This window comes from Ruegeria sp. D6 (genome assembly GCF_056534365.1).
Window position 1 is genome coordinate 41165 of the sequence record NZ_JBQFPH010000001.1, and the last position, 23553, is coordinate 64717.

22 protein-coding genes are annotated in these 23553 nt (G+C 57.2%); 8 read left to right on the forward strand and 14 right to left on the reverse strand.

Annotated features, from left to right (window positions below; translation table 11 throughout):
* Positions 1-2: 2 nt before the first annotated feature.
* The 3 genes from ACR0A1_RS00195 to ACR0A1_RS00205 are packed head-to-tail and all read left to right on the forward strand — an operon-like array spanning position 3 to position 3522.
* Positions 3-1547: a trimethylamine methyltransferase family protein gene (locus tag ACR0A1_RS00195; protein ID WP_480865773.1), complete on the forward strand. Its 1545-nt coding sequence runs from the start codon at positions 3-5 to the stop codon at positions 1545-1547.
* Positions 1548-2231, forward strand: a complete 684-nt coding sequence (locus ACR0A1_RS00200; protein ID WP_480865775.1) for a TetR/AcrR family transcriptional regulator — start codon at positions 1548-1550, stop codon at positions 2229-2231. It abuts the gene before it with no gap.
* Positions 2218-3522, forward strand: a complete 1305-nt coding sequence (locus ACR0A1_RS00205; RefSeq protein ID WP_480865777.1) for an NAD(P)/FAD-dependent oxidoreductase — start codon at positions 2218-2220, stop codon at positions 3520-3522. Before ACR0A1_RS00200 ends, ACR0A1_RS00205 begins: the two co-directional genes overlap by 14 nt.
* Here the strand turns inward: ACR0A1_RS00205 and ACR0A1_RS00210 are convergent.
* Positions 3519-6914, reverse strand: a complete 3396-nt coding sequence (locus ACR0A1_RS00210; protein WP_480865778.1) for an indolepyruvate ferredoxin oxidoreductase family protein — start codon at positions 6912-6914, stop codon at positions 3519-3521. The genes ACR0A1_RS00205 and ACR0A1_RS00210 overlap by 4 nt on opposite strands.
* A gap of 146 nt (positions 6915-7060) precedes the next feature.
* On the opposite strand from ACR0A1_RS00210, the gene ACR0A1_RS00215 reads away from it, so the two are divergent.
* On the forward strand, positions 7061-7522 hold the full coding sequence (locus tag ACR0A1_RS00215) for an Lrp/AsnC family transcriptional regulator (RefSeq protein WP_480865780.1): 462 nt from the start codon (positions 7061-7063) through the stop codon (positions 7520-7522).
* Positions 7523-7525: 3 nt separating this feature from the next.
* On the opposite strand, the gene ACR0A1_RS00220 is transcribed toward ACR0A1_RS00215, so the two are convergent.
* Complete coding sequence (locus ACR0A1_RS00220; protein WP_170397621.1) at positions 7526-7915, reverse strand: DUF3307 domain-containing protein; 390 nt, start codon at positions 7913-7915, stop codon at positions 7526-7528.
* Positions 7916-8084: 169 nt separating this feature from the next.
* On the opposite strand from ACR0A1_RS00220, the gene ACR0A1_RS00225 reads away from it, so the two are divergent.
* Positions 8085-11126 carry an ABC transporter transmembrane domain-containing protein gene (locus tag ACR0A1_RS00225; RefSeq protein WP_480865782.1) on the forward strand — a complete coding sequence of 1014 codons (3042 nt, stop codon included), beginning with the start codon at positions 8085-8087 and terminating at the stop codon, positions 11124-11126.
* 23 nt (positions 11127-11149) lie between these two features.
* Here ACR0A1_RS00225 and ACR0A1_RS00230 read toward each other — a convergent pair whose 3' ends face one another.
* From ACR0A1_RS00230 to ACR0A1_RS00260, 7 genes are all read right to left on the reverse strand, one after another.
* Complete coding sequence (locus ACR0A1_RS00230; protein WP_480865784.1) at positions 11150-12382, reverse strand: mandelate racemase/muconate lactonizing enzyme family protein; 1233 nt, start codon at positions 12380-12382, stop codon at positions 11150-11152.
* Positions 12383-12402: 20 nt separating this feature from the next.
* Positions 12403-13497: a Zn-dependent alcohol dehydrogenase gene (locus ACR0A1_RS00235; protein WP_170511497.1), complete on the reverse strand. Its 1095-nt coding sequence runs from the start codon at positions 13495-13497 to the stop codon at positions 12403-12405.
* 214 nt (positions 13498-13711) lie between these two features.
* On the reverse strand, positions 13712-14425 hold the full coding sequence (locus tag ACR0A1_RS00240) for an alpha/beta fold hydrolase (RefSeq protein WP_170636465.1): 714 nt from the start codon (positions 14423-14425) through the stop codon (positions 13712-13714).
* Between the two features lie 11 nt (positions 14426-14436).
* Positions 14437-15225: a 3-oxoadipate enol-lactonase gene (gene pcaD, locus ACR0A1_RS00245; protein ID WP_480865786.1), complete on the reverse strand. Its 789-nt coding sequence runs from the start codon at positions 15223-15225 to the stop codon at positions 14437-14439.
* A 75-nt stretch (positions 15226-15300) separates the two neighbouring features.
* The gene (locus ACR0A1_RS00250; RefSeq protein ID WP_480865788.1) at positions 15301-16275 is read right to left on the reverse strand and encodes a threonine ammonia-lyase; all 975 of its coding nucleotides are present in this window, start codon (positions 16273-16275) and stop codon (positions 15301-15303) included.
* Positions 16272-17099, reverse strand: coding sequence for an alpha/beta fold hydrolase (locus ACR0A1_RS00255; protein WP_480737182.1), 828 nt, complete (start codon positions 17097-17099; stop codon positions 16272-16274). The genes ACR0A1_RS00250 and ACR0A1_RS00255 overlap by 4 nt, the downstream gene beginning before the upstream one ends.
* Positions 17099-17785, reverse strand: coding sequence for a haloacid dehalogenase type II (locus tag ACR0A1_RS00260; RefSeq protein WP_480865790.1), 687 nt, complete (start codon positions 17783-17785; stop codon positions 17099-17101). The genes ACR0A1_RS00255 and ACR0A1_RS00260 overlap by 1 nt, the downstream gene beginning before the upstream one ends.
* A gap of 124 nt (positions 17786-17909) precedes the next feature.
* Between ACR0A1_RS00260 and ACR0A1_RS00265 the strand changes: the two genes are divergently transcribed.
* Positions 17910-18338 carry an FKBP-type peptidyl-prolyl cis-trans isomerase gene (locus ACR0A1_RS00265; RefSeq protein WP_170397592.1) on the forward strand — a complete coding sequence of 143 codons (429 nt, stop codon included), beginning with the start codon at positions 17910-17912 and terminating at the stop codon, positions 18336-18338.
* Positions 18339-18349: 11 nt separating this feature from the next.
* On the opposite strand, the gene ACR0A1_RS00270 is transcribed toward ACR0A1_RS00265, so the two are convergent.
* The 4 genes from ACR0A1_RS00270 to fabA are packed head-to-tail and all read right to left on the reverse strand — an operon-like array spanning position 18350 to position 21164.
* A complete protein-coding gene (locus ACR0A1_RS00270) occupies positions 18350-18538 on the reverse strand; it encodes a hypothetical protein (protein ID WP_170397589.1) in 189 nt (62 codons plus the stop codon).
* Between the two features lie 59 nt (positions 18539-18597).
* Entirely contained in the window at positions 18598-19389 is a 792-nt protein-coding gene (locus ACR0A1_RS00275) for an enoyl-ACP reductase FabI (protein ID WP_170397587.1), read from the reverse strand.
* 5 nt (positions 19390-19394) lie between these two features.
* Positions 19395-20624, reverse strand: a complete 1230-nt coding sequence (gene fabB, locus ACR0A1_RS00280) for a beta-ketoacyl-ACP synthase I (protein ID WP_480865792.1) — start codon at positions 20622-20624, stop codon at positions 19395-19397.
* 30 nt (positions 20625-20654) lie between these two features.
* On the reverse strand, positions 20655-21164 hold the full coding sequence (fabA, locus tag ACR0A1_RS00285; protein WP_039538618.1) for a bifunctional 3-hydroxydecanoyl-ACP dehydratase/trans-2-decenoyl-ACP isomerase: 510 nt from the start codon (positions 21162-21164) through the stop codon (positions 20655-20657).
* 187 nt (positions 21165-21351) lie between these two features.
* Here fabA and irrA point away from each other — a divergent pair, with 187 nt between their 5' ends.
* Complete coding sequence (gene irrA, locus ACR0A1_RS00290) at positions 21352-21768, forward strand: iron response transcriptional regulator IrrA (RefSeq protein WP_170397577.1); 417 nt, start codon at positions 21352-21354, stop codon at positions 21766-21768.
* Positions 21769-21771: 3 nt separating this feature from the next.
* Here irrA and ACR0A1_RS00295 read toward each other — a convergent pair whose 3' ends face one another.
* The gene (locus ACR0A1_RS00295) at positions 21772-22668 is read right to left on the reverse strand and encodes a LysR family transcriptional regulator (protein ID WP_480865794.1); all 897 of its coding nucleotides are present in this window, start codon (positions 22666-22668) and stop codon (positions 21772-21774) included.
* A gap of 85 nt (positions 22669-22753) precedes the next feature.
* Between ACR0A1_RS00295 and ACR0A1_RS00300 the strand changes: the two genes are divergently transcribed.
* On the forward strand, positions 22754-23551 hold the full coding sequence (locus ACR0A1_RS00300) for a phytanoyl-CoA dioxygenase family protein (protein ID WP_480865796.1): 798 nt from the start codon (positions 22754-22756) through the stop codon (positions 23549-23551).
* Positions 23552-23553: the final 2 nt, after the last annotated feature.

A 23553-nucleotide genomic window follows, 5' to 3' on the forward strand; every position in this document is an offset into this window, starting at 1 on the left:
CCATGTCGGATTTGGGCCAAAAACGCCGACGGCGCGGGCGCGGGGCAGATGCCGCCCCGCAACCTAGCCGTGATGTGAATTATCGCCAGCTACGCAATCCGTTTCCGCAGATGGAAGTGTTCCCGACGGATCAGATTGCAGATATGCACGACACCGCATTGCGCACGCTAGAAGAGTTGGGCGTGAAAGTTCTATTGCCCGAAGCGCGGCGAATCTACGCGCTGGGTGGCGCGCGTGTGGACGAAGACAGCGAGATGGTCTTTATCGGGCGGGATATGGTTGAGGCCGCCGTTGCCTCGGCCCCGAAATCCATAGCCTGCCGCGCAGGCGCTCGGCACCGGGATTTCACTTTGGAGCTGGGCTCTTTGGTGTTCCAGCCCGGCGCTGGCGCTCCAAACGCGACCGATCTGGAACGCGGTCGTCGGCCAGCGAGTGGGCAGGATTATCTGGAGTTCCTAAAGCTCACTCATCACTTTGATGTCTTCCAGATGATCTCACCGCAAGTCGAACCGCAGGACGTGCCAACCAATGTGCGGCACTATTTCACCACCCAAGCGCAGATGGAATTGACGGATAAGTTCCCGTTCTTCTTCTCGCGGGGCACGCCGCAAGTGATGGACTGCTTCGAGATGCTCTCGACGGCGCGAGGTCTGTCTGACAAGGAGTTCCGCGCTAACGCCCATTGTTACACGATTATCAACACCAACAGCCCGCGGACGCTGGATATTCCAATGGCTCAGGGGCTGATCGACTTTGCGCGCCATGGTCAGATGTCGATCATCACACCCTTTACCCTGATGGGCGCAATGGCTCCGATCACGGTGGCCGGGGCCATCACGCTGTCCCATGCCGAGGCGCTTGCGGCCTTGACGCTGACCCAGCTTACCAACCCCGGTGCGCCGGTGTGCTATGGGACCTTTACCAGCAATGTCGACATGAAATCAGGGGCGCCTGCATTCGGGACGCCCTCGCATTTTCAGGCGTCTTTGGCAGCGGGCCAGTTGGCCCGGCATCTGGGCCTGCCCTGGCGGTCTGCGGCGGGGTCTGCGGCAAATATCAACGACGTTCAGGCCGCCAATGAAAACCAGTTCGGCCTGTGGGGCTGCCTGATGGCCGGGGCGACGGTGATCATTCATTCGGCCGGATGGCTCGAAGGTGGCCTGACCGTATCTTTCGAGAAGATGATCTGCGATGCCGAGGTGTTGAACATGGTGGCCGAGCTTTGTGCAGGGGCACAGGCCAATGGTGCAGAGATCGGGTTTGATACTGCGCTGAGCGAGGTTGAACCCAGCGGACATTTCTTCGCCACCAGTCAGACGATGGAGCGCTATAATACCGCATTTTATGAGCCGCACCTGCATGATTACGCAAATTTTGGCACCTGGACCGAGCGTGGCGCGATCGACGCCAACCACCGCGCGACAGGCGTATGGAAGGAAATCCTGGCAAATTTCAAAACACCGGCATCAGATACGGATCGCCTTGGTGCGTTGAAGGATTTCATAGCGCGCCGTACAGAAGAGGGCGGCGCACCGCCGGAGAGTTGAATGAACACCAAACCCATCCTGCACAGGGACGATCCCGAAGCTGAGCCACTGATTGGTAACGTCAAGGTCACGCGCGATGATTGGCTGAACGTGGCCATGGACGTCCTGATTTCGGACGGGGTCGAGCAGGTGAAAGTCATGAACCTTGCCGAGCGGATGGCGGTCTCGCGCTCATCATTCTACTGGTACTTCAAGTCGCGGCAGGAATTACTGGATGCGCTGCTGGCGCGGTGGCAGGCGACAAATACCGCGGCCTTGATCGCGCAATCCGAATTGCCTGCTGAAACGATCACGGCTGCGGTGTGCAATGTTCAGCGCTGCGTTGTGAATACCGAACTATTTGATACGGCGCTTGATTTTGCTGTGCGGGATTGGGCACGAAGATCGGGAAAGGTGCGGCGTATGCTGGACCAGTCCGATGCCCGTCGCCTGGCCGCGCTGCGCGCGATGTTCATCCGGTTCAACTATGATGAGACCGAGGCAGAGACGCGGGCGCGGGTGCTATATTATATGCAGATCGGATATGATCTGGCGCAGTTAAACGAACCATTGGCGATCAGGCTGTCGATGGTTCCACACTACCTTTATGTTTTTACAGGGGTCGAACCGCGACCCGAGGAAATCACCGAATTCAGCGCGTATGCGAAACATTTCTGGGAAGGGGCAGGACATGAACCAACCTGACGCAATCATCATTGGCACCGGTGTGATCGGAGCCGCCATCGCGTTCGAGATGTCCAAGGCCGGTTGGAAAACTCTGTCGTTGGATCGCAATGCGCAGGTTGGGCATGGCTCGACCGCAGGCTCTTGCGCGATAATTCGGATGCATTATTCGACCCTCGATGGAACCGCGTTCGCTTGGGAAGGCTATCACTATTGGCGTGATTGGGCGAACTATCTGGGCTTGCCCGACAAAGCCGATTTGGCGCAGTTTCGTGAGACCGGTTGTTTGGTCGTCAAGACCGAGGCCAATGGATTTCTTGAGAAACATAAGAAGTACAGCGCCGAACTGGATTGTCCGTTTGAAGAATGGACACCTGAGCGGATTACCGAACGTCTGCCGATCTATTCTCTGGACAGCTTTGCCCCGGCGCGGCGCATGGATGATCCGGAGTTCGGCCAACCGAACGGAGATCGGATTCAGGGCGCAGTGTTCTGGCCGAAAGCAGGCTATGTGACCGATCCAGCCTTGTCGGCGCAAAACCTGATGGATGCCGCCAAGCTGCATGGTGCCGAAGTGCGAACGGGTGCAGACGTGCGCGAAATCCTGTCGCAGCAGGGGCGCGTCGCAGGTGTCAGACTTGCCTCTGGTGAAGAAATCCACGCCAAAGTGGTGGTGAATGTTGCCGGTCCCGGGTCAGCGCTTGTCAACGAAATGGCCGGGGTTCTGGGTGACATGACCATTCAAACCCGCCCGCTGCGGCAGGAGGTGGTGCATGTACCCGCGCCCGAAGGATTTGATTTCGAAACGCAAGGAACAATTGTCTCGGATAGTGATATCGCGCTGTATTGCCGTCCAGAACATGGCAATCATATTCTGATCGGTTCCGAGGATCCGGCATGTGATCCGCATCAATGGTGCGAAGATGATGTAAGCTATAACCACGATTTTACGGATCAATGGACCACGCAGGCCATGCGTTATGCCCAGCGGGTCCCGAGCTTGGGGATACCCTCCAGAACCCGTGGGGTGGTGGATTTGTATGATGCCTCGACTGACTGGATTCCGATCTATGACAAGTCCAGCCTGCCGGGGTTTTACATGGCCTGCGGCACCAGCGGTAACCAATACAAGAACGCGCCGATTGCGGGCAAAATGATGGCTGCGCTGATCGACTACGTCGAAGGCGGTGCGGATCATGACGACAAGCCGATGCAGTTTGAACTGCCTTACATTGGACGCACAATCGACACCGGTTTTTATTCCCGCAAGCGACCGGTCAATACCGATAGCAGTTTCTCGGTGCTTGGTTAACGCGCCATCGCGCGCGCGTTCTCATAGCTTTCTTCCCGTACTGGACCGAAACCGCGTATCTGGTCCGCAGCTGACAGCACGTCCAGCCACTCGGCCTCGGAATGGGCGGAGGGGTTTGTCAGATACATGTCCAACAGCGATTGGTACCAGTTTAGGATATCTCGATGCAGTCGCGCTTCGGAGTGATAGCCGAAGGGGTTCAGGACCGAGCCGCGCAAACCACGTAGACGGGACAGTCCCCGCAGAACCGGGCGCATCCATGGGCCCAGTGCAAACTTGAGGGGGCGGCCCCGTTCGTCCTTGCGCCAGCTCAGCATTGGCGGGGCGAAATGGTAACTGGTTTTGAAATCTCCCTCGAATTGTTGCTTCAGTTCGTTGTCGAAGTTTTGGGACGTTTGCAGCCTGGCTACTTCGAACTCGTCTTTATAGGCCATGAAACGGAACAAGTTGCGGGCTACGGATTCTAGAATATCGTCGGATATTTTCGGGTTCGACGCGCGGATTGCTTCAATCTGTTGCGCATAGCGATCCGCATATGCGGCATCCTGATAATCTGTCAAAAACGCCACCCGACGCGCAATCACCTGATCCAAGGTGCCGTTTGTCTCTTCGGGTAGTGCCAGCCCGTGAATGCGGTCGGGGTCAGCCGCCAGACAACGCCCAAGAGCAAAGGCCAGCCGGTTTTTTTCGACGGCTACACCGTTCAGTAAGATGGCCTGAGCCAATGCAAGATGCGATACCGGAACCAGCTCGTTTTGCCATGCATAACCCAGCAAAATGACGTTGGCGAAGACGGCATCCCCCAGTAGCGCCTCAGCTATTGCATTTGCGTCAAGGCTGGCGAGATTGTCCACCCCAACCACATCTGCAATCGCCTGTTCCCGCTTATCGACCCGCAATTGGGCATCGCGGCGCAGGACAAGATCGCCGGTGGGCATCTCGGCCCTGTTCAGCACAACGCGTGTCCCGCGGGCATAATGAGCTGAGGCTTTGGGGGCCGAACTCACCACCACATCACAGCCAATCACCGCATCCGCAGCGCCTTGATCTATGCGTACTTGGTTAAGCGCATCCGGAGCTGCGCCAAGGCGGATGTAACTGAGTACCGTGCCGAATTTCTGCGCAAATCCGGTGAAATCCAGGACCGAGGCACCTTTGCCTTCCAGGTGCGCGGCCATAGTGATCAGGGCCCCAACCGTGACAACCCCAGTGCCACCCACGCCTGTCACAAGCAGATCAAATGGTGTGTCCAAAGACGGAAGCTTTGGGTCTGGCAGGCCTGTTTCAAGCGCATTGAAGTCCATTTCGATGGCGCGCTTTCGTCGGGTTGCGCCCTCAACGGTCACAAAACTCGGACAGAACCCGTTCAAGCACGAAAAATCCTTGTTGCACGAACTTAAGTTGATCTTGCGCTTGCGCCCCAGCGGGGTTTCGCGCGGCTCAACGCTTAGGCAATTCGACGCGACCGAGCAGTCGCCGCAGCCTTCGCAGACCAGATCGTTGATCCAGACGAACGTTGAGGGGTCCTCCATTGTCCCACGCTTGCGGCGGCGGCGTTTCTCGGTGGCGCAGGTCTGTTCATAGATCAGGACCGTGACTCCGGGTATGTCGCGCAGTTCGCGTTGCAGGCTGTCCATCTTTGCCCGGTCGTGGAATGTGGTGCCAGCCGGGAAATCGGATCGGTGAAACTTGGCAATGTTGTCCGAGACCAGCGCGATCCGCGCAACGCCTTCAGCCCGGCAGGTTTGGGCAATGCCTGCAACGCTGACAGGTCCATCCACTGGTTGCCCTCCGGTCATTGCGACCGCATCATTGTAGAGTATTTTATACGTGATATTTGTCCCGGCCGCGACCGCCTGACGGATCGCGAGTGATCCAGAATGGTACCACGTCCCTTCGCCAAGGTTCTGGAAGATATGCTTGCCGCCATTGAATTGTGAGGCCACCACATGGGGTACGCCTTCGCCTCCCATTTGTGCATAGCCGACCGTCTCGCGATCCATCCAAGATGCCATTACGTGGCAACCAATGCCGCTGGCAGCGGTAGAGCCTTCTGGAACTTTGGTTGATGTATTGTGCGGGCAGCCCGAGCAGAAATAGGGTGTCCGTGTTGCGCCCGGGACATTGATCACGGGCGGTTCTGTCTCAGTCAGTGCACGCGCTTTGGCAGGCAGGTTTTCTTCAGGGAAGAACGTGTTAAGTCGGGCGGCAACAAAGGGGGCCAGCATCAAAGGGCTGAGTTCCCCGGTCCATGGGATCAGCGGTTCGCCATGGCTGTCATATTTACCTACCATCTTATGGGGTTTGTCGCCGGGCCAGTCATAGAAATATTCTTTGAACTGGCTTTCGATGATGCCGCGCTTTTCCTCGACGACCAGAACCTCGGCCTTGCCTTTCACAAAGCGCAACGCGTTGCGACGGGCCAGCGGCCAGACCATGCCAACCTTGTAGATGTCGATCCCCAAGCGGCGGCAAGCGGCTTCATCAAGGTCCAGCAAACGCAGCGCCTCCATCAGATCGAGGTGCCCCTTGCCGGTGGTCACGAAGCCGAACTTCGCGTTGTCGATGTCATAAATACGCCGGTCGATGGGGTTTTCTTCGGCAAAGGCCCGAACGGCGCGCAACTTGTGCTGGATGCGGGTCTCGATCTCGGGCGAGGGCAAATCGGCAGTGCGGACGTGCAAGCCGCGTTCGGGCAAGTCGATCTGCGGCAGGGAAAAGCTGCGATCCGGGTGCAGATCGACGGACCGCGCGCTTTCGACCGTTTCCGAGACCGCCTTGAACCCGACCCACGTGCCTGAGAAACGGGACAGAGCGAACCCGTACTCGCCGAATTCCAAATATTCCTCGACCGAGGCTGGGTTCAATGTCGGCATGAACCACGACATGAAGGCCACATCCGACTGATGGGGCATCGAAGAACTGACGCAACCATGATCATCGCCTGCCACGACCAGCACGCCACCTTTTGGCGCAGACCCATATGCATTCCCATGTTTCAATGCATCGCCTGATCGGTCGACACCGGGGCCTTTACCGTACCACATCGAAAAGATGCCCTCGACCTCGCAATGCGGGTCCAAAATGGCCTGTTGCGCACCCAGAACCGCCGTTGCGCCGAGGTCTTCGTTTACGGCGGGCATGAACGTGATGCGATCCGTCTTCAGCCGGTCCTTTGCGCGCCATAGCTCAAGATCCAGCCCGCCCAGTGGCGATCCGCGATAGCCCGAGACAAACCCCGCCGTGTTCAGCCCGGCCTGACGATCGCGTCGGGCCTGGTCCATCATAATCCGCGCCAAGGCTTGCGTGCCTGTTAGAAAAACCCGGCCCTGCGTCAGGGTATAGCGGTCTTCAAGCCGATAGGTGCGGGGGGAGGGTTCGTGGTGGCTCATTGCTACGCGTCCATGGGTTTTTGTCTTTGGTGTTCGGTTATTTTAACCCCCCGCAGGTGAATTTCTGTTTCAGAGTTTGTGCGAGCTCTGCAAATTATGATAGAATTCACCAGATTTAGTTAAAATTACGGATTAATCTTCCTAAGATGGGCATACTTGATGATCGGGACCGCCGCATTCTGACGCTGCTTCAAAATGACAGCCGGGTTTCAAACGCCGAATTGGCAGATGCTGTCGGCATGTCAGCCTCAGCCCTGTGGCGCAGGGTGCGCGCGCTGGAAGAGGCTGGGGTGATCGAACGGTACGGCGCTTTGGTGAACCCTGCCGAGATGGGGTTGACGTTCGAAGCAATCGTGCTTGTTCACCTGACCCGGCATGACCCGGACAAGATTGTCGACTTCATCCGGGCCGTCGAGATCAGCCCCGAAGTGCAGGAATGCTACGCCACGACAGGTCAGGCCGATTATCATCTGCGTGTCTTGTGCAGGAATCTGTCTGCTTACAACACGTTTCTGGAAGATTTCTTGTTTCGATTGCCCGCCGTCGCCAGCGCGCAAACGAATGTCGTGCTGCGGACGATCAAGCGGAACCGACCGGTGGTACCCTGAAGCTTAAGCCGCGAAAGCCACCCAAGCCCAGGCCATGCCAATATAAGTAAGGTTGTGAAACAACTGATCCAGACCAGCGGCACGCCAAAAAGCGGCCTGATTGGGTTGCAACTGTTTGCGGTCAGAATAGTTGGCTTTGGCAAAGTCGATGTGGAAATGCACGATCCATTCCAACGCAGCGATGATCAGTATGAATTCAATCGGGGCGCGAAAAAGCGCGAAAATCACGACCGAACCCACAACATGCACAGCAGCATGTTGCGCGCGCCCCATGTGGAAATACGTGCCTCGCCCGGAAAGCATCTTGGGCGTCTGTAAATAATAGTCGGCGAACATGTGTTTGATCTGAAGCAGGCACAGCAACAGAAACACAGCGCCAAAGCTGGCAGGCAAATGAATCCTCCCGATATCGTCCTGAATCAGGAGATTAGGGGGTAAACGCGAAACGCGCAAATGAACTTGTTCACACAACGCAAATTAGGCGCAAATCGGAAATTCATTTGCTTCCGAGGATACGATTGCGGTAAATTCGGCCCGTTGTATTCACGCCAAAATCAGTGATTTGAGCGGCGGATCGTTAGTAGGGGCGGGTTCAATAGAACGATCGATCTTTCAGTTCATCTGGAAATACTCGAAGCGCGACCAGTTGATTTTGCTGGCCGTGACGTCGACCTTGTTTCCTTTGCTTTACCTGACGTTGGAGCTGCCCAAGCGCATCATCAATGACGCAATCGGCGCGACAAGTCAGATTGTCGATGTCTGGGGTTATAGCCTGACGCAGACCACTTTTCTGATGATCCTGTGCTTTGCCTTTCTGGCTGCGGTGCTGGCGCACGGGCTGATGAAGATGCGTATCAACACCATGAAGGGTGTTCTGAGCGAGCGTATGCTGCGTCGCTTTCGCTATCAGTTGATCAACCGCGCGCTTCGCTTCCCACAACCATATTTTGAGCGGGTCAGTCAGGGCGAAATGGTCTCGATGATAACCGCTGAAAGCGAACCGATGGGTGGGCTGATGGGGGATGCGATCAGTCAGCCCGTGCTGCAGGCCGGACAAATGATCACGATCCTGTCCTTTCTGTTCCTCCAAAGCGTTTGGTTCGGACTGGCCGCGGTGGCGTTGATCCCGCTGCAGGCCTGGCTGATCCCGCGATTGCAACGCCAGATCAATCTTCTGAACAAGAAGCGCATTCAAGAGGTCCGCGTTTTGGCTGCCCAGATCGGCGAGAACGCTGCCGGTGCTTCGACCCTGCGCGCCAATGGCGGTTGGCGTTATCGGCGGGCGATGATCTCGGATCAGCTGGGGCGCCTGTTCGCCATCCGCTTTGAGATCTATCAGAAGAAGTTCTTTATGAAGTTCATCAACAACTTCATATCGCAGCTGACGCCATTCATGTTCTACCTTGTCGGTGGCCTGCTGGTGTTGCAGGGGTCTGTTTCGCTGGGTGCTCTGGTGGCTGCGCTGGCGGCTTACAAAGACTTGAGCTCACCCTGGAAAGAACTGCTGACCTATTATAATCAAACGCAGGACATGTCGCTGCGATGGGATGTTGTGATTGATCGTTTCGCACCGGATGGAATGATTGATGAGGCCCTGTTTGACGGAGAGCCAGCGGATTGTCCACATCTGAATGGCGATATCGTACTGAATCAAGTCTCGGTTCGTGATATCGACGGCAATCAGGTTTTGGATGATCTGGACCTGACGTTCCCAGCAGGTAAAACGGTCGGCATTTCGGCCACCAGCGAGGAAGATCGCCATGCGCTGACCGAGTTGCTGACCCGCGAGATACTGCCAACCTCTGGCCGTATTGAAATCGGCGGCATCAATATGGCTGGCCTGCATCAAAGCGTTGTTGCCCAACGAATAGGTCTAGCAACCTCGCGCCCCATAATGTTTCAGGGCACGTTGGGTGAAAATGTGATGATGCCGATGCGGTCACATCCATTGTCCAAGTCCACCGAGGATCCGGATTTCACCGAGACGCTGAGGGCAGGCAATAGTGCTGATCCATTCAACGCCGAATGGCTTGACCCCGGAATGGCGGGTTTTGACGATACGGCGCGGCTGCGCGATTGGTGGCTGAAACTGATCGATGGCATGGGCTCGGGCGCGGCGTTGTTTCAGCGCGGTGCCGAGCAGGTGTTTGATGCGAATGAGCGCCCGGAACTGGCAGCAAAGCTGGTCGAATTGCGCCCTCGGGTTCAGAAGGCGGTGCGCGAGGCCGGGCTTGATCAGCAGGCGCTGATTTTCGATCGCTGCGCGTATAACCCTGCGCTACCCGTTGCTGAGAACCTGTTGTTTGCCACCCCTTGTGTTCCAGTGACACGGCAATTGCTGGCACAGCAGACCGTGTTTCTGGGCCAGTTGCGCGAGTTGGGGTTGGATGAAACCCTGATCAGCCTGACACGCGACGTAATTGAGATGCTGCGCCAGATATTTGGGCTTGATGGAACAGATCATCCTTTGTTTCGCAAGCTGGGGCTTGAGGCCCAGACCTACGAGGCCGCGGTTGAATTGGTCGAGCAAACCCGGAAGGAAGGCGCAAATGGGCTGGATGACGAACAATTGGCTAGCTTGCTTTCGGTGCCATTTGTGATCTCGGCCGAGCAGATTGGCCCGGCGTTTTCGGATGAGCTGAAGAACCGCATTCTTGAGCTTCGCCACAGCCATTCGGCCAAATTGCTGGAACCCTTGCACGATGTATTCGTCCCGTTGGATGAAGATGCCTTTGCACCCGGTTTGACGGTCATGGAAAACGCACTGTTTGGCAAGGTCAGCCAGATCGGCGGTGCGCGGACCGACGAGGCGCGCAAACTGATCGTCGATGTTCTGGCCGAGAACGGGGCGCGACCGATGGTGGTGGAACTGATCTATGATGTTCCGGTCTCGATTGGCGGCCAGAACTTGCCTGCGGTATTTGCCGAACCGCTGGCCTTTACCCGCGCTGCGATCAAAAAGCCGGATATTCTGATCCTGGAAACCGCGCTTGCCAGCTATGATATGGAGACACAGGTCGCAGTTTATAAAAATCTGCGTGAATTGCTGCCCGAAACTACTGTAATCTATCTAAATGATGCGTTCGAAAATCCAGATGTTTTCGACATGTATGTTGAAATCCGTCAGGGCCGGGTCGTGACGGGTGAAGGCCCAACCGACGTCGACGGCGACGGTGCGGCGTCTGCCGATCTGGTACGCAAATTGCGTGCGCTTGAGCAGACCCCGTTGTTCTCTGGGCTCGACCGTCGCCAGCTTCGACTGCTGGCCTTTGGTGCGCGCTGGTTCGAAGCGAAACCTGGCCAGGTGGTGTTTCTGAAGGATGATCAGCCAACCGATGGCGCCTATGTCATCCTTGAGGGCGAGGCAGGATTGTACCTGCCGCGTTCGGGCGAGGCCGATCAACTGATCACAACGGTTGGTGCGGGCGCGTTGGTGGGAGAGCTGGGGTTGATCCGAAAAGAGCCTCGGGCGTTGAGCATGGTGGCTGAAACGGAACTGTCCTGCCTACGGATCGGTGAGGAGGAATTTCTGGCGGTCGTCGAGAACGATGCAGCCACAGCCTTTAAACTGTTGCAGGTCATCGCGGGGTATGTCTCGAACTGATCGGCTTGCTCGCCTGTCGATTGTTACCCTTCGGTTGCGGGTGCCCCGCCTTGAAACGCATTCCCATTTGCATAGTCACATGGTGTTTCCTGCATCTGTAAGTGCAGCCCGTCACCTTTGTAGGGATGGGCTCGGGCAAGGCCTTCATCGACCTCGATACCAAGGCCGGGCTCGATCGGAGGAGTGACGAAGCCCTTCTCGACGCGGATGCTTCCCTTTATCAGTTGATCGTGGAATGGGGTCTCGATGCTTTCAAGCAGCAGCAGGTTCGGGATCGACGCCGCAAGATGAATATTCGCCGCCCACTCGATCGGTCCCGCATACAGATGGGGTGCCATCTGGGCGTTGAAAACCTCGGCCATCGCGGCGACTTTCTTCATCTCCCAGATACCACCAGCGCGTCCCAACGCAGGCTGAAGGATTTCGGCGGCCCCGGCGCGCAGGACCGTGCCAAATTCCGCTTTGGTTGTCATCCGTTCACCGGTCGCGACAGGGATACGGACATTGCGCGCCACACGGGCCATATCCTCGATCATGTCGGGGGGTGTGGGTTCTTCGAACCACAGCGGCGAAAAGGGTTCCAGCGCTTGGCCCAGACGTATAGCTCCGGCTGTGTTGAACTGGCCATGAGTACCGAACAGCAGATCGGCCTTCTCTCCAACTGCCTCACGGATCGCTTTGCAAAACGCTATCGACATTGAGATATCGGACATCGCGGGCATGTGCCCGCCGCGGATTGTATAAGGCCCGGCGGGATCAAACTTGACGGCGGTATAGCCGCGCCGGACCATTTCAGCAGCACTTTCTCCGGCCTGCTCAGGTGAAGTCCAGAAGTCCGTCAGGTTATGCTGAGGAAGTGGGTAGAGATAGGTGTACGCCCGGATACGGTCGTTCATCCGCCCACCCAGCAGCGCATAGACCGGACGATCACGATCCTTGCCCAAAATGTCCCAGCAGGCGATTTCGAGCCCTGAGAACGCACCCATGACGGTCAGGTCTGGTCGCTGAGTGAAGCCGCTGGAATAGGCGCGGCGGAACATCAACTCGATATTCTCGGGGTTTTCGCCCTGCATGTGCCGTTCGAATACATCGCGAATGACATGGGTCATGGCCTCGGGACCAACCGAGGACGCGTAGCATTCCCCCCAACCGATCACGCCCGTATCCGTGGTGACCTTGACCAAAATCCAATAGCGCCCACCCCAACCCGGGGCCGGAGGGGCAGTAACGATGACATCGAGATCTTGCAGTTTCATCGGGCGTTCCTTTTGCGGGTTCAGTCGCGATCGAACAAGATCACGTTGCGTTTGGCCGCACCGGACTTGGTGTCTTCGATGGCCTCATTGATCTGTGACAGGGTCCAGCGACCCGAGATCAACTCGTCCAGTTTCAGCCGCCCCTGTTCATACAGATCGATCATCCACGGGATGTCGCGCTGGATCACTACATCGCCCATTTTTGAGCCCACCATGCCCTGGCCAAGCGCGGCCAGCACGACGGGTTCGTAGCTGGACATGTCACCAGAATGGGGCATCCCGATCATGATCGCCTTGCCGCCCCGACCAAGGTAACGCGGGGCCTGATCATAGGCCGGGATTGCACCAACTGTAATCAAGACGGCGTCTGCGCCACGTCCGCCCAGCGCCTTGTAGGCGGCTTTCCACGGCTCTTTCTGGTTGGCCAAAACACCATGGGTCGCGCCGAACTCCATTGCGATATCCAGCTTATCCTGTGTCATATCGACCGCAACGATACGGCGAGCTCCGGCAATACGTGCGCCTTGGATTGCGTTCAAGCCGACGCCCCCGGCGCCGATGACAACCACGTCCTGCCCGGGGCGAAGCTGGGCGGCGTTGACCGCTGCGCCAACACCGGTGATCACCCCGCAAGACAGCAGGCTGGCAAGGTCCTTGGGCAGGGTCTCAGGTATGCGGACGATCTGTCGGTGGCTGACAACTACCTTTTCGGCAAAGGCCCCGCACGCCATGGCCTGTTCCAGCGCATCACCTTCGGCAGTCTGCAGCGGGCCTTTGACCGTGTCATACGGTGTCTCACAAATGGTGGGCTTGCCACCGGCACAGGACGGACAGCTTCCGCAGGCGCGGATCAACGTGACCACGACGGGATCACCAAGTTTGAAATCCCCTGCGCCCTCGCCAACGGCAGAAACGAAGCCTGCCGCCTCGTGCCCATAAACCGCGGGCAAGTGGCCGCCCCACGCGCCGCTTGCAAAGGAAATGTCCGAATGACAAATCGCGACCGCATCCAGCGTGACCTCGACCTCGCCCATGCCGGGCGGTGCAATCAGGATGTCTTCGATGACCAGAGGTTCGCCGAAGGCTCGGCATACGGCTGCTTTGATGGTTTGCATGTGTTTTCCCGCTCCCTAACGGGATCACGGTGACCTGTCCCGGCGGGACCTGCAAGGTGGAAACCGTCACGGATGTGTCGTTGTTCTGCCAAAGTGGGGTAGACGCAAAAGAATCCACCTATTGATAAGCATTGTGTGGGTCATCGGTTCAGTGTGCGACAACCAAACAGATCGGCGCACGGCGTATCGGGGTCGGGACATCGACGGTGGCTGGCTACATTCGTTGCGAGATCTGGTGCATCAACCCGGCAAGATGCTCAGGATGCGAAAAAAACGGCGAGTGAGAGCTGTCTATCGTAAGGTGCATATCAGGGTCCGCGCAGCCCGCCATCTCGGCCTGATATTCGGTCGGAACGATTCGGTCATCGGTAGTTCTGATGTACCCTTTTGGAACGCGCGCGAAGTTATCTCCGACGTCTAGGGGGGTAGTCTGCGGTGCAATCGCCTGGGGGCACAGGCGCGCGAATGCATAGGCAACCACCTCGCGCGCGCAGTCGTGATAAAGCAGGTCGTGCACCTGATCCGGTACCACCGAATACGACAACCCGTCGCCGGATACTTCGACGGCATTTCCGATCAGTTGGCGTGGGGCTCGTTTGCGCATTTCGACCATAGATAGCCCGGATTTCGGAACATAGGCACTTAGATAAATCACACCTCGCATGGCGTTCGGGTCGGTCTCGGCAGCCGCACTTACGGGATATCCACCCCACGAGTGCCCTAAGATGATGGTCTTTGGTGTCGAAGCCTTCAGCACGGCATCTCTGCACGTTCCAAGGGTGACATCGCGGATAGGCGTCGGGTCCGAGCCGTGGCTTGGCATATCGATGGCGCGGGCGGTATGTCCGAATGTGGTCAATTCTGGGATCATATCGCGCCAGCACCAGGCACCGTGCCAAGAGCCATGTACAAGCAAGAAATCTGCCAACAATCCCTCCTTCAAATATGTCCGATCTCGGTCAGAAAATCACCAATCAATTGGGCAAAGTCCTGAGGGCGCTCGACGCAGGGCAGGTGGCCTGCCTTTCGGATCAGCGCAAAGCGCGAGCCAGGGATCAGATCGACCGTTTCGCGCACCAGATCGGGCGGGGTTGAGCCGTCTTCGCTGCCCGCAATCCCCAAGGTCGGCAGGCGCAATCCGCTGGTTGGCGTATAGAAATCGGTGCCAGAGATTGCAGCGCAACAGCCCAGATAGCCATCGACCGGTTGTCGGACCATCATGTTGCGCCAAAGCGTCATCTCGGCGCTGGTCCGGAATGATTTCGAGAACCACCGATCCATGGTGGCATCCGCCAGTGCCTCGATCCCGCCTTTACGGACAGCATTCATACGCTGCTGCCACATCATGGGAGTGCCGATCTTGGCGGCCGTATTCGACAGCACCAGCGCGCGGATCTGATCCATACGCTTGACCGCCAGACCCTGCGCAATCATGCCACCGACGGACAGACCCACGAATACGCAATCCTTGACCTCTAGATAATCCAGCAATTGCTCGGCGTCGCGCACCAGATTTCCCATGGAATAGGGCGCTGAAGGTGCTGATGACAATCCGTGCCCGCGTTTGTCGTACCTAATGATGCGCAGGCCTTTGGGCAGTAGCGACAATATCGGGTCCCACAGCCGCATATCCGTACCCAGTGAATTAGCAAACACGATGGGGGCGCCAGCGGCGTCGCCATCAATTCGGTAGTGTATCCGAACATCTTTGAGGTCAGCGATATGCATGTTTAGCGTCCCCGTCTGCTCAGGGTGTCGGTTAAAACGACTACGACCGGATTTTGCACCGGCTGTAAGCGATTGTCAGGTAAGGAATTCCAACGCCCGTTCAAAGATCTGCGGATCCACGTTGCCGCCCGAGGCGACTAAGATCACCGCATCCCCATCAATCTGATCCTTGCGAAACAGGGCAGAGGCCAGCGAAACAGCTCCGCCCGGTTCCAGCACGATCTTCAGACGCAGAAACGCAAGGGCCATGGCGCGTAGTGATTCCTGTTCAGATACCGACAGACCAGGGCCGCAAAGCCGCTGTAGGATGGGAAAGGTAATCTGCCCCGGCTGTGGCGTCAGGATTGCGTCGCAGATATTTCCCGAAGTAGCGTCGTTGCTTTGGATCGTCCCGCTTGCCAGCGAGCGTTTCACGTCTTCGAACCCTTCAGGCTCGCATGGACGAGGGCGCAGACCGGGCGCGTGACGCTCTAATGCCAGCGCTATACCAGATGTCAGCCCGCCGCCGCCACAGCAGATCAGCACGTCACCTTCGGTCACGCCCAGCGCCCGTGCCTGACGCGCCAGCTCCAGTCCCGTTGTTCCCTGGCCAGCGATCACTTGCGGTTCGTCATAAGGCCGGATCAAGGTCAAACCGCGCTCGGCAGCCAATGCCTCGCCGATGTCTTCGCGGCTTTCGCTGGCGCGGTTATAAAGGACGACCTCACCGCCCAGCGCGCGGGTGTTTTCAATCTTCAGCTTCGGCGCATCCGAGGGCATGACGATGACGGACGAGACTCCATGTTGAGCCGCTGCATAGGCAACACCCTGTGCGTGATTGCCCGAGGAATAGGCGATGACGCCCCGGTTGCGCGCCGCTTCATCCAATGCGGAAATAGCTGACCACGCGCCGCGAAATTTGAAACTGCCGGTGTGTTGCAGGCATTCGGGTTTGATCAGCACGCGGCGACCCGCGATTTCATCCAGGAAAGGCGATGACAGAAGCGGCGTCTCGCGCACGTGACCTTTCAGCCGCTCGGCGGCGGCTTCGATCATGTCTATGTTGCTCATTTGGCGTCCAGTATCTTGCGGATCAGGTCTAGGGATTGAGGCTCGTTCAGGAACGGGACATGTCCTCGGTCCGGCACTTCGGTCGAGATCAATTCGGGGTGGTGTGCGTGCATCTTCTGCACCGTGGCTTTGCTCAACAAGTCGGAATTTGCACCGCGGATCACGCCGGTGTGGATCGTGCTCAGGGCGTCGAACAAAGGCCACAGGTCCGGTACCGGGGTGATGGCGGCCTGCTCGATCAGCGCTTGTCGCAATGCGGGGTCATAACGCAGCTGTAGCCCGGTATCGGTTTGAATGTATTGATGTTCTACCTGCAGTTTCCAGACGTCCTGAGCGATGCCCGGGAACTGTGGCGCCATCATCGTTTGCAGGACCTGCGCAGCCTCATCATAGGATTGTGAACTTGGGGGATTGCCGACATAGTCCATAATCTTGGCAATGCCACCGGGTTCGATCACCGGGCCAACGTCGTTCAGGATAACACCTGCCAGCCGGTCAGGATGGCTGGCGGCCAAGGCCATGGCGATCAGCCCCCCCCGTGACGTGCCCAACAGGGTCACCTTCTCCAAACCCAGCTGATCCAGAAGTTCGACCGCATCCTGTCCTTCGCGCAGGATGTTGTAATTCATGTAGTTCGCATCAAAATCGGACTTGCCGCGCCCGCGATAATCCATCGCAATCATACGAAGATCACTCATATGTGGCGCAAGAAATGAAAAGTCGCGGCAGTTGCGCGTCAAGCCAGCCAAGCAAAGCAGAGGATGGCCCGTGCCGGTATCTTCATAGTACAGGCGTTTGCCGTCCGAGGTGGTGAAATATGCCATCAAAGCCCTGCCAATTGAGGGATCGTCGTCAGGTCTGGCAGCACATGTGCAGGTTCCCACGGCAGACGGTCCATTGGTTCGCCAGCGCGGTTGACCCAAGCTGTGACAAATCCATAGCCACTGGCCCCGGCAGCGTCCCACCCGTTTGAGCTGACGAACAGCACTTCATCGCGCGCGCAGCCGAAGCGGTTCTGCACCAGATCGTATACGCTGGCATGGGGTTTGAAGACCCCCACGCTTTCGACCGACAGAACATCACCCAGCACATCACCGATCCCGGCAGACTGCACCGCCCCGTTCAACATCGGGGGTGAACCGTTGGATAGGATGGCGGTCTGCAACCCACCGGCCTTCAGCGCCTTCAACATATCGGGGACCTCGGGATAGGCCTGCAATTCCCAATACAAATCGAGCAGACGCTGCCGAAGGGTGTTATCCCCCTGAAGGCCTACCGCTTCCAAGGCCCAATCCAGCCCATCTTGCGTGACATCCCAAAAGTCACAATGCGCATCAGCGACAGCACGCAACCAAGTATATTGCAGTTGCTTTAAACGCCAGTGATTGGCCAACTCGGGCCATTTATCAGCCAACGTTTCGAACTCCGGTTCCGCTGCGGCCTGCCTTGCGGCGGCGGCCACGTCAAACAGAGTGCCATAAGCGTCGAATACACACGTGGTGATAGCCATCCGATCCTCCCCTGATCGGGCGCAGGTAAACACAACCGGTTCCGGGGTTAAAGAGGGCAGGGTTTACAATGCTGTGTCAGCCTCTAGGCTGCGCCGTTCATTTCTTTTCAGGCCGGAGGCCATCATGACCGCAATCAAACAAGGCGACACGGTTCGCATCCACTACACCGGAACTCTGCTGGACGGCAAAGTCTTCGACAGTTCCGAGGGGCGCGATCCGTTGGAGTTTGCGGTTGGTTCCGGGCAGATCATACCCGGTCTGGACGCTGCCCTGCCGGGCATGGAGATTGGCGAGAAAAAGCGTGTCGAGATCGATTGCGTTGACGCCTATGGCCCGATCAATCCGGGCATGCGGCAGCAGATCCCGCGTGAAGGCATCCCGGATGACATTCCGCTTGAACCGGGCACGCAGTTACAGATGCAAACTCCTGACGGTCAGGCATTGCCAGTGACTGTCGTCGAGGTAGATGAGGCGACAGTGACCTTGGATGCAAATCATCCACTAGCGGGGCAAGATCTGGTCTTCGATATCGAAATCGTTTCGATCAACTGATGCTGATTGGATCAAAGGCCCGGGATATGTGACAACAACGGCTCAATCGCATCGCGCACGGGCGGTTGGGTCAGAAACACAAAGGCAATCAGCAGCGATGTGAGAATCAGCAGCAAAAGACGCGCACGTCCGCTTCCTGATTTGCGTTTCAAAGCTGGCGAGCGCGTGTTGCTCGCAAGGATCTGTTCAAGTTTGCTCATATCGTAATCCCTGCGGGGCAAAGATGTTCAAATCTTGGCAGCCGCAGGGAAAGATATGGTCACATGGCCTCTGGCTGGGGCATGCCCAGAATATGATACCCGCCATCGACGCGGATGATCTCACCCGAAGTATAGCTGCCGGCGTCGGACGCAAGATACACGGCGGTGCCTCCGACGGCCTCCAGCGTGGCATTCGAACGCATAGGTGCGTTCTGGTCGCAGAACTTGTAGGTCTTGCGTGCACCACCAATAGCCGCACCTGCCAATGTTTTCATCGGGCCGGGCGAGATGGCGTTCACGCGAATACCCTCGGGGCCCAGATCGTTCGCCAGATAGCGCGTCGCCGATTCCAGCGCAGCCTTGGCGACGCCCATGACATTGTAGTTTGGTACAACCTTGTTCGACCCCTGATAGGTCAGGGTCAACAACGTGCCGCCATTGTCCTTCATCAGCGGATAAGCGCGACGGGCAACTTCGATGAACGAATAGGCCGACACATCCAGCGAGTGTTTGAAGTTTGCCCGCGTGGTGTTCAAGAATCGACCGGTCAGTTCGGACTTGTCCGAATAAGCGATAGCGTGGACAACAAAATCTATTGTTGGCCAGCGGGCGGACAACTCGCCAAACGCGCGATCCAGTGAATCATCATCGGTCACATCCGCATCGACCATGAAGTCGCTGCCCAAGCTTTGGGCCAGCGGTTCGAGCCGTTTGCCAAATGCCTCGCCCTGATAGGTGAAAGCCAGCTCAGCGCCCGCTTCGTGCATGGCTTTGGCGATGCCCCACGCGATAGAGCGGTCATTAGCCACGCCCATGATCAGGCCGCGTTTACCCTTGAGAATATCCGACATCTTGTTCACCCGTTATACTTCGACAGAACCATGGATCCGTTGGTGCCGCCAAAGCCGAAGCTATTGGTCATCACGCTGTCCAAGCCTGCGTTTTCAACCACTTGAGTTGCAATTTCACCGGGCAGGATGCCGTCGGCAAGTGTGTCGACATTGATCGACGGAGTAATGAAATCATGTTCCAGCATGAGCAGGCAGAAGATCGCCTCAAGCGCCCCCGCTGCGCCTTGCGCGTGACCGGTCATCGATTTTGTCGATGAAATCGGAGGCACACTGCCTTCACCAAAGATACGGCGTACGGCTTCGACTTCTCCGACGTCGCCCACTGGGGTCGAGGTGCCGTGGGCATTGATATAGCCGACCTTGCGGCCTTCGGGCACGGTCGACAGCGCCAGACGCATCGCGCGCTCGCCGCCTTCGCCGGATGGTGCCACCATGTCGTGCCCATCAGATGTCGCGGCATAGCCGGTTACTTCGGCATAGATTTTCGCACCGCGCGCCAGCGCATGCTCGAGGTCTTCCAGAACCACGATGCCGCCACCGCCGGAAATCACAAATCCGTCGCGGTTCTGATCGAATGCGCGCGAGGCTTTATCAGGTGTGTCGTTGTACTTGGACGACATCGCACCCATCGCGTCGAACAGGCAGGACAGGGTCCAGTCCAGCTCTTCTCCTCCACCTGCGAACATCACATCCTGCTTTCCCAGCATGATCTGTTCAGCCGCATTGCCGATGCAGTGCAGCGAGGTCGAGCAGGCCGAGGTGATCGAGTAGTTGATACCTTTGATTTTGAACGCGGTCGCCAAGTTCGCAGAAATCGTCGAACACATGCACTTTGGCACTGCAAACGGGCCGATCCGTTTGGTTGCGCCGGTTTTCAGCACGGTTTGGTGCGCAGTCAACATCGCGCTGGTCGATGGTCCACCCGAACCTGCCACCAGACCTGTGCGCGGATTGACCACCTGATCTTCGGTCAGCCCGGCGTCCGCGATGGCCTGATTCATCGCGATATGGGCATAGGCAGCACCCGGACCCATGAACCGCAGGGTCCGCTTGTCCACGTGATCGGCCACATCGATTTTCAGCGAACCGGCGATCTGGCTGCGAAAGCCGCGCTCGACCATCTGTTCGCTTGCTACGATGCCGGATTTGCCTGCTTTGAGCGAGGCGAGCACCTCTTCGGCATTGTTCCCGATCGAGGACACAACCCCCAGACCGGTGACGACTACTCGACGCATGTGCGTACTCCTTATTGCGGCCGGTCAGGCTCAGGCGTCTGACAGAACGACCTTCATATCCTTGACGTCGTATATCAATTCGCCATCGGCTTCGACGATGCCATCTGCCACACCCATGGTCAGGCGGCGCGTCTGGATCGCCTTTTTGAAATCAATCTTATAGGTCAGCATCTTCCGGTCTGGGCGCACCATGCCGGTCAACTTGACCTCTCCGACGCCAACGGCCATGCCACGTCCTTGCCAGCCGCGCCAGCCGAGGTTGAAGCCGGTCAGTTGCCACAAACCGTCCAGGCCCAGACAGCCGGGCATGATCGGATTGCCGGGGAAATGGCAGTCAAAGAACCAAAGGTCAGGTGTGATATCGAATTCGGCCAGCACATGACCCTTGCCATGCGCTCCACCGTCGCCGGAAATCTCGGTAATGCGGTCCATCATCAACATCGGCGGAGCCGGCAACTGCGCGTTGCCAGGCCCAAATAGTTCGCCGCGGGCGCATTTCAGCAGATCGTCCTTGTCAAAACTGCTCGGGAATTGGGCCATTCTGCCGCCTCTCCTGCCTGGGTCCGTTTATTACATCTGGCCTCGTCTATCACCCGTATGCAAGGTCCTGCAAGACCAGCACTCCATATCTTGTTGTGACTACAATATTCTTTGCGAATGAATTTCATTTGAAATTGCAGGCAGGGCGCACTTATATTAAGGGCAGCAAAACACAGGTATCGGATTCATGACACCTCAGAGCCGTGAGATCGCTGCAAATTGGTTGGTTGACGCAGGTTTGCGCCCCACGCGCCAAAGGGTTGCTTTGGCCGAATTGCTTGTGGGCGACGGTCTGCATCGTCATGTGACAGCGGAAAGCCTGTTTGAATCCGCAAAAGCCAAAGGTGACGCGGTTTCGCTGGCGACCGTATACAACACATTGCGGGCGTTTTGCGATGCCGGGGTGCTTCAAGAGATCACTGTTGACGGGTCCAAAAGCTATTTCGACACCAACACGCATGACCATCCGCATTTCTATTGGGAAGACGAAAGCCGTCTGAGCGATGCACCATCCGATCAATTGGTAATCCAACAATTGCCGGAAGCTCCTGAAGGCGTCGAAATCGCATCGGTCGATGTGGTGATCCGCCTGCGGAAGAAGTAACCTCTAATCCTTACATAACAACGTAACCAACGCATGCTCAGCCTGCGTGATCATCGGATCTGTCGGCCCCGTGCCATGCCGTGCCAATACAACAGATTCGGTTGCGTCTGGATCGGTGATCGGCAGGCTTATCACGCGGACCTGATCATAACTGAAGCCGTTTTTAGGGCTGGTATAACTTATCCCGATGCCTTCCCCATGAGCGGCCAGACTACGTGAAAGCTCCAATGATTCCGCTCGATGCGAGATTGTGGGGTTCAGACCTTTGCGTCTGAAAAGCGCGAGTACATGCTGTGCAGACAAACCCTCTTTAGACAGAATCAGTGGATATGACGCAAGCTCGGTCAGGGTTACTTGCTTGGCCGCCGCTAGTGTATGATCAGGTGAAAGCAGTGCGTGTGGGGTGCTGTCGAACAACTTCTTGCAAGAAAAACCGGCATCCATGCCGAGGTCATAGGTGAGTGCAAAATCGTATCTGCCATCGATCAGGTCGGAAATCAGGCCTTCGAACGTCTCAACCCCGTGTGTCAGGACGACGTCGGGCAAAGCTTCTTGCAGGCGGTGCAGAGATTGGGCCAGAAGAAAGGGTGCCAGATCGACAAAGCATCCCAGGCGCAATCGGCGCTCGCCGGTTATCGGCTGCTTTGACTGTTCCAAAAGCGCTGCTCGCTTCAACAAGGCCTCGGCCTCTTCGATGAATTTGCGGCCCTGCGGGGTCAGCGCCATCGCGGCACCCCGTCTTCGGGCAAACAGTGGATATCCCAAACGTGATTCGACCCGGGTCAGCGCATTGGACAAGGCAGGTTGCGATACATTTAGGCGTTGTGCCGCAGCAGACAGGCTGCCATGCCGACCGATGGCGCAAACATATTCGTACTGGCGCAGAGTGAGATATAACATAGAGTTAATACCTAAATTGAAAGATATGATTTGAACAGATGTCTTATTCATGCGCAGATCGGGCGACAAATCTAAGGAGACCGCGATGACTCACCCTCTTGTTTCTCAGGCCATGATGGACAACTTCCAGACGGACGGCGTTGTGTTGGTCAAAGGCCTGTTCGCCGATCATATTGAAACCCTACGGGCCGGGGTTGCCGCGAATATGGCCGAGCCGGGTCCTTATGCTTCGGAGAACAGGAAAGATGGCGAAACCGGCCGTTTTTTTGACGACTATTGCAACTGGTCCCGTATCCCGCAGTTTCGTGAAGTGATCGAAAAATCTCCTGCTGCTGAAGTAGCGGCCGACCTCATGCAGTCGCAATCTGTGCAGATGTTCCATGACCATGTTCTGGTGAAGGAACCCGGAACCTCAATGGCAACGCCGTGGCATCAGGATGGGCCGTACTATTTTGTTGATGGTCAAAAGAATATCAGCTTCTGGTCACCGTTGGACCCGGTGAAACAAGCGACCTTGCGCTGCGTTGCCGGTTCGCACCGCTGGGAAAAAGAAGTGCTGCCTACCCGCTGGGTCTCGGAAGAAGGTTTCTTCCCCGACGAGGGGCAGTACATGCCGATTCCGGACCCAGATGCCGAAGGGATGAAGATTGTAGAATTTGAAATGGAGCCCGGTGACGCAGTGGCCTTCAATTATCGCACACTACACGGGGCCCGAGGCAATACTTCCGATAGCCGACGCAGGGCATTTTCGCTGCGATTGGTTGGTGATGATGCACGTTATGTCGAGCGTCCAGGCCGGACTTCGCCGCCATTTCCGGGACATGAAATGGTGCCGGGGCAAAGGCTGCGCGAGGACTGGTTCCCGATTCTATTGCAGCGTTAGAA

Excerpts from the sequence above, each read along its gene's own strand:
- ACR0A1_RS00195 (WP_480865773.1), top strand. The coding sequence starts at position 3 with ATGTCGGATTTGGGCCAAAAACGCCGACGGCGCGGGCGCGGGGCAGAT.
- ACR0A1_RS00200 (WP_480865775.1), top strand. The coding sequence starts at position 1,548 with ATGAACACCAAACCCATCCTGCACAGGGACGATCCCGAAGCTGAGCCA.
- ACR0A1_RS00205 (WP_480865777.1), top strand. The coding sequence starts at position 2,218 with ATGAACCAACCTGACGCAATCATCATTGGCACCGGTGTGATCGGAGCC.
- ACR0A1_RS00210 (WP_480865778.1), bottom strand. The coding sequence starts at position 6,914 with ATGAGCCACCACGAACCCTCCCCCCGCACCTATCGGCTTGAAGACCGC.
- ACR0A1_RS00215 (WP_480865780.1), top strand. The coding sequence starts at position 7,061 with ATGGGCATACTTGATGATCGGGACCGCCGCATTCTGACGCTGCTTCAA.
- ACR0A1_RS00230 (WP_480865784.1), bottom strand. The coding sequence starts at position 12,382 with ATGAAACTGCAAGATCTCGATGTCATCGTTACTGCCCCTCCGGCCCCG.
- ACR0A1_RS00235 (WP_170511497.1), bottom strand. The coding sequence starts at position 13,497 with ATGCAAACCATCAAAGCAGCCGTATGCCGAGCCTTCGGCGAACCTCTG.
- pcaD (WP_480865786.1), bottom strand. The coding sequence starts at position 15,225 with ATGCATATCGCTGACCTCAAAGATGTTCGGATACACTACCGAATTGAT.
- ACR0A1_RS00250 (WP_480865788.1), bottom strand. The coding sequence starts at position 16,275 with ATGAGCAACATAGACATGATCGAAGCCGCCGCCGAGCGGCTGAAAGGT.
- ACR0A1_RS00255 (WP_480737182.1), bottom strand. The coding sequence starts at position 17,099 with ATGGCATATTTCACCACCTCGGACGGCAAACGCCTGTACTATGAAGAT.
- ACR0A1_RS00260 (WP_480865790.1), bottom strand. The coding sequence starts at position 17,785 with ATGGCTATCACCACGTGTGTATTCGACGCTTATGGCACTCTGTTTGAC.
- ACR0A1_RS00265 (WP_170397592.1), top strand. The coding sequence starts at position 17,910 with ATGACCGCAATCAAACAAGGCGACACGGTTCGCATCCACTACACCGGA.
- ACR0A1_RS00270 (WP_170397589.1), bottom strand. The coding sequence starts at position 18,538 with ATGAGCAAACTTGAACAGATCCTTGCGAGCAACACGCGCTCGCCAGCT.
- ACR0A1_RS00275 (WP_170397587.1), bottom strand. The coding sequence starts at position 19,389 with ATGTCGGATATTCTCAAGGGTAAACGCGGCCTGATCATGGGCGTGGCT.
- fabB (WP_480865792.1), bottom strand. The coding sequence starts at position 20,624 with ATGCGTCGAGTAGTCGTCACCGGTCTGGGGGTTGTGTCCTCGATCGGG.
- fabA (WP_039538618.1), bottom strand. The coding sequence starts at position 21,164 with ATGGCCCAATTCCCGAGCAGTTTTGACAAGGACGATCTGCTGAAATGC.
- irrA (WP_170397577.1), top strand. The coding sequence starts at position 21,352 with ATGACACCTCAGAGCCGTGAGATCGCTGCAAATTGGTTGGTTGACGCA.
- ACR0A1_RS00295 (WP_480865794.1), bottom strand. The coding sequence starts at position 22,668 with ATGTTATATCTCACTCTGCGCCAGTACGAATATGTTTGCGCCATCGGT.
- ACR0A1_RS00300 (WP_480865796.1), top strand. The coding sequence starts at position 22,754 with ATGACTCACCCTCTTGTTTCTCAGGCCATGATGGACAACTTCCAGACG.